At 30.5% G+C, this 3,960-nt stretch carries 5 protein-coding genes; 1 reads left to right on the top strand and 4 read right to left on the bottom strand.

Going from position 1 to position 3,960, the window contains the following annotated elements; all coding sequences use genetic code 11:
- Positions 1–185 precede the first annotated feature (185 nt).
- Positions 186–833 (top strand): HAD family hydrolase, encoded by a 648-nt coding sequence (locus AC1XJX_RS13575; protein ID WP_482004530.1) that lies wholly within the window; start codon positions 186–188, stop codon positions 831–833.
- A gap of 287 nt (positions 834–1,120) precedes the next feature.
- Here AC1XJX_RS13575 and AC1XJX_RS13570 read toward each other — a convergent pair whose 3' ends face one another.
- The 4 genes from AC1XJX_RS13570 to AC1XJX_RS13555 all read right to left on the bottom strand — a co-directional run bounded on the left by AC1XJX_RS13570 (position 1,121) and on the right by AC1XJX_RS13555 (position 3,319).
- On the bottom strand, positions 1,121–1,291 hold the full coding sequence (locus AC1XJX_RS13570) for a hypothetical protein (RefSeq protein ID WP_482004529.1): 171 nt from the start codon (positions 1,289–1,291) through the stop codon (positions 1,121–1,123).
- A gap of 582 nt (positions 1,292–1,873) precedes the next feature.
- Positions 1,874–2,800: a HipA domain-containing protein gene (locus tag AC1XJX_RS13565; protein ID WP_482004528.1), complete on the bottom strand. Its 927-nt coding sequence runs from the start codon at positions 2,798–2,800 to the stop codon at positions 1,874–1,876.
- Positions 2,793–3,107: a HipA N-terminal domain-containing protein gene (locus AC1XJX_RS13560; protein ID WP_482004527.1), complete on the bottom strand. Its 315-nt coding sequence runs from the start codon at positions 3,105–3,107 to the stop codon at positions 2,793–2,795. The genes AC1XJX_RS13565 and AC1XJX_RS13560 overlap by 8 nt, the downstream gene beginning before the upstream one ends.
- A gap of 2 nt (positions 3,108–3,109) precedes the next feature.
- On the bottom strand, positions 3,110–3,319 hold the full coding sequence (locus AC1XJX_RS13555; protein WP_445957788.1) for a helix-turn-helix transcriptional regulator: 210 nt from the start codon (positions 3,317–3,319) through the stop codon (positions 3,110–3,112).
- Between the last annotated feature and the right edge of the window lie 641 nt (positions 3,320–3,960).

Below are 3,960 nucleotides of genomic sequence, written 5' to 3'. Positions count from 1 at the left end.
AATAGATAATTTGCACGAAAGGAGAAGGGCACATCTCGCCATAAGAAATTCAAACAGACATCATTTGATAAATAGAAAATGAAATTGTGAATGGAAACAGAAATGAACTATGAAACTTTAAAACCACCTAAAAAACCACAATTTTATACATAAACATTGGCTGTAAACTTATATAAACGAAAAGAATGAATAAAAAAATTTTAATTTTAGATTTAGACAATACGATTTATCCTGTATCTTCAATTGGTCTTGAATTATTCGAACCTTTGTTTCAGTTGATTGAAAAAAATAGAGAATTTTCAGGAGATATAGAATTGATAAAAAAAGCTATAATGCGTAAACCTTTTCAAATAGTTGCAGAAGAATACAGTTTTAGTGAAAAACTATTAAAAAATGGTTTAGAAATGCTCGAAAACACGGTTTGCACTATGAAAATGAGCACATTTGAAGACTATGAAGAAATTAGAAAAATGCCATATAAAAAGTTTTTAGTCACTACTGGATTTACTAACATGCAACAAAGCAAGGTAAAACAATTAAATATTGAGAATGATTTTAAAGAAATTCATATAATTGACCCTCAAATTTCCAATAAGACCAAAAAAGATGTTTTTAGAGATATTATAGAACGATATGATTTAAAACCTGAGGATATTCTTGTCATTGGAGATGACCCTAATTCAGAAATTAAAGCAGGAAATGAATTAGGAATTGACACTATTTTATATGACAAACTAAATTTTAATCCTAAAAGTCATAATATTAGAATCACAAATTTTGATAAATTACAAAAAATACTAAAAAAGTTTACAGCAAACAATGACCAGTCCTGAATAAAGGCTACCATTTTTTTATACAAATATTAAAATTTCCTTTCAATATACTCCCGTTACCTTATGAGGAGCATATTGAAAGGAAATTATTTTTTAAGCCTTAAAAATTATTGGTTTAATTGATGGCCTGTGATTGTTGCTTTTTCGTTTTAAATCTAATCAGTAGGTTTTGTACATCTTCGCTTGTTTTTGGTCTCCACTACCTTTGAGTAAATTTGGATTGTTGAAAGTTTGGTATGTTCCAATAGTTTTTGATAGGGTTTCTATGGGTACTCCATTGGAAAGCATTACGTTGTTGCAAAGGTGTGTATTGCTACATGGAAGGTCCCAATTACCGTTGCTATTTCCTTTAGGTAACTGTTTGTTTTTTGGTTTGAACTTAATGGCAATAGTGGCTTGCCTGTTCTCTTATCTGAATCTTCTTTATACTTATTGATAACCTCCATAGCTTGTGGCAAGATGGGAACTTTGACCGCTACATTGGTTTTCTCCCGTTTAGTGAATATCCAATTATTATTATCTATTCCTTAGGTTATTTGATTGCTTGTAAGTTCCTTGACATCTATATTGGATAACCCTGTATAGCATGAAAACAAAAAACGGCCACTTTACTCTTTCCAAACGGTTATTATTGAAACGAGTGTCCTCTAAAAGCTGCAGTTCTCTTTCTGAAAGAATATTGTCTATCGTACTTTTATTAATCCTTATTGATATCTGATATTGTCCAGAATTATATGTTAAAACAATTTTTTGGTAGAATCTGTAAAAATTAAGAACCTTGTCCAAATCATCGTACGCATATTTATGGATACACTTTGATTGATAGTTTAGTATAGTAGTTATAGATTTTTTAATAATCGCACACCAAAAATGCAAAAAAATAACCCATATTGCACATACAAATATGCAATATGGAACAATTACTAAAAAAATCGGCAGCGAGAGTACAACAAAGGCAGTATCTGCTAAACTGTTTAAGTTTTAAATTCTCAGATTAAAAATTAATTTGAAATTTTTTTATTCACTACATTAATTTCTAATTACTCAAACATTGCTATTCTAGTTTCCAATAGCTTTAAATATTTTATTTTCATGTCATCAGAAAGAAAAGAAATTTCAAGTAATTCCTTCCATACAGGAAATGTTTTTTTCATTTGTTCTAGAATTAAAGTTATTGTTTTTTCGTTGAGTTGTAGCCTTTCTTTAGCGTAATAGTCAATAAAATAAGCTGAGTTTAAATTACTTTTTTTTCCTTTCAAGCTGAGCGCTATTTCTTCATCGGGATTTTTAATAGCTATGGTAGAGTTAAGGAAATCATAAATGGGCGATAGTGTTGTTTTACCATTTTTAGTAATCAATGAAAAGTTTTTCAAGTGCATATCTTCATTGCCACTAACATAGCAAAAAAGTATTCTTTTGAAAAAATCAGCTTTTTCGATAGCAGGGAATGAACAATATTCGTCAAGTACCGGAATGAGTTTCTCCATCGTAAAACGGTATTTTGTATCTCTAGTATTTCCTGTTAATTGAGCAAAATCTTCTGTAGCCCATTTTTTTCCTTTACCATAGCGGTCAAAACGTTTAATAAAATAAGATAAACTACCATCTTTGCCATAAAGCATGCCGTGAAAAGGAACTTCTAAACCAAACGCTTTTGCCATGCGCATGGTTACATCTTCATTCTCGGGTAATTGTGGGAATAAATCATTTTGTGGCTTTATGATATAGGTTCCAAACTGATCAACAATTTTAAATTCTTGATCCACTATAGAAACAGATGCGCTAAGCTTTGGTTGTACGCCTTGAATGGATAACTTTTTGGCTCTATTGGCGGCTTCTTGACGTAATTCTACTGCTGTATAAGGTAAATTGTTTAAGTGCGTTAATTTAGGAGCAATCATACGTATTCCTTTTTCGCTATAGGTATTCGTACCGCATAATTTGTATGTAATGGGGCATCTATTCATTTTCCAATAATTGAACTGTTACAGATCCTACCAAATCGTTTCCTGTAGCAATTAGTTGAGAGAAATAATTTTTTTTGTCAATTTTGGCAATGCGTAATAAACCTTGCAACATGACACCTTCGGGCAATAGCCCTTCGAAAAAGGGAGGGAAGGATTTGTAGCTATACTTTTTTTGATTAGTGGGCATGGTTAATGATACTGCTTCACCATCATAATTTTGATCGTACTCAAAATGATAGTCGTTGGCAGCTACTTCTGTTAAAATTCCAGCTCTTTTTCCGTGAGCCAATATTATTGCTTGTCTCATGATTATTTAGTTAATGGACTTTTGAATTCTACTTTAATGTTGAGTACTTGGAGTACTGCAAATAGATTATTTAATCGTACCGTTTCTTTGTTCTTTTCAATATCAAAAACAGTTGTTTTACCAACTCCTGCTAAATTAGCTAGTTCCAGTTGGGTAAGTCCTGCTTTTTTTCGATGGTCTTTTATGAAAGCGCCTAAATCAAAATCATTCATTTTATACTGTTTAGGCGGTAAAAATACACAATTTACTTATTTTAAATTATCTTTTTTTCAAAAATTTGATTTAATTACTGTTATGGCAGTAAATTGAAGATATAGTATTAGTTTTATATGTGAAAAGACAAAAAAAACTAATCTATTACTGCTAAGGCGGTAATTTATCAGTGAGTATAATGAAAATCATTTAATTCTTGAAAGCCTCAGAGACACCAGAATTGAATGTTAATGAAATTAAAGAAAACGAAAAAATTGTGTAAATATCATTTAAAACGCACACACTAAAGTGCATAAAAGATAATATATTGCACATGTAAAAATGCACTAGCGATATTCATAGAAATTCAGTGGTTACTTATCTTCATTTTTTAGAGGAAGCACATTTAATAAAATTTCCATAACTAAACTACCACTTTGGCTATAACACCTTGCTAACTACCAAAATGCGCTAAATAACATCAAATAACGCATAAACAGTTAAAATAATGTTAAAAAGGGGCCAATTCGGTGTCAGTAAAATTTTTACCCTCTGAAACCCCCTTTAAAATAAGGGAATTTCATATTTTGGTTAGTTCCGCCTTGAGTACAAAAGGCTTTATCTTATTGATAAAGCCTTTTCTATTTTAAACAAAATATTT

This window comes from Flaviramulus sp. (assembly GCF_982512915.1).
This window is presented reverse-complemented; position numbering and strand designations above follow the sequence as displayed.

Bases quoted from the DNA above. Each gene is read 5' to 3' on its own strand.
- AC1XJX_RS13575 (WP_482004530.1), top strand. From the start codon at position 186: ATGAATAAAAAAATTTTAATTTTAGATTTAGACAATACGATTTATCCT.
- AC1XJX_RS13565 (WP_482004528.1), bottom strand. From the start codon at position 2,800: ATGAATAGATGCCCCATTACATACAAATTATGCGGTACGAATACCTAT.
- AC1XJX_RS13560 (WP_482004527.1), bottom strand. From the start codon at position 3,107: ATGAGACAAGCAATAATATTGGCTCACGGAAAAAGAGCTGGAATTTTA.
- AC1XJX_RS13555 (WP_445957788.1), bottom strand. From the start codon at position 3,319: ATGAATGATTTTGATTTAGGCGCTTTCATAAAAGACCATCGAAAAAAA.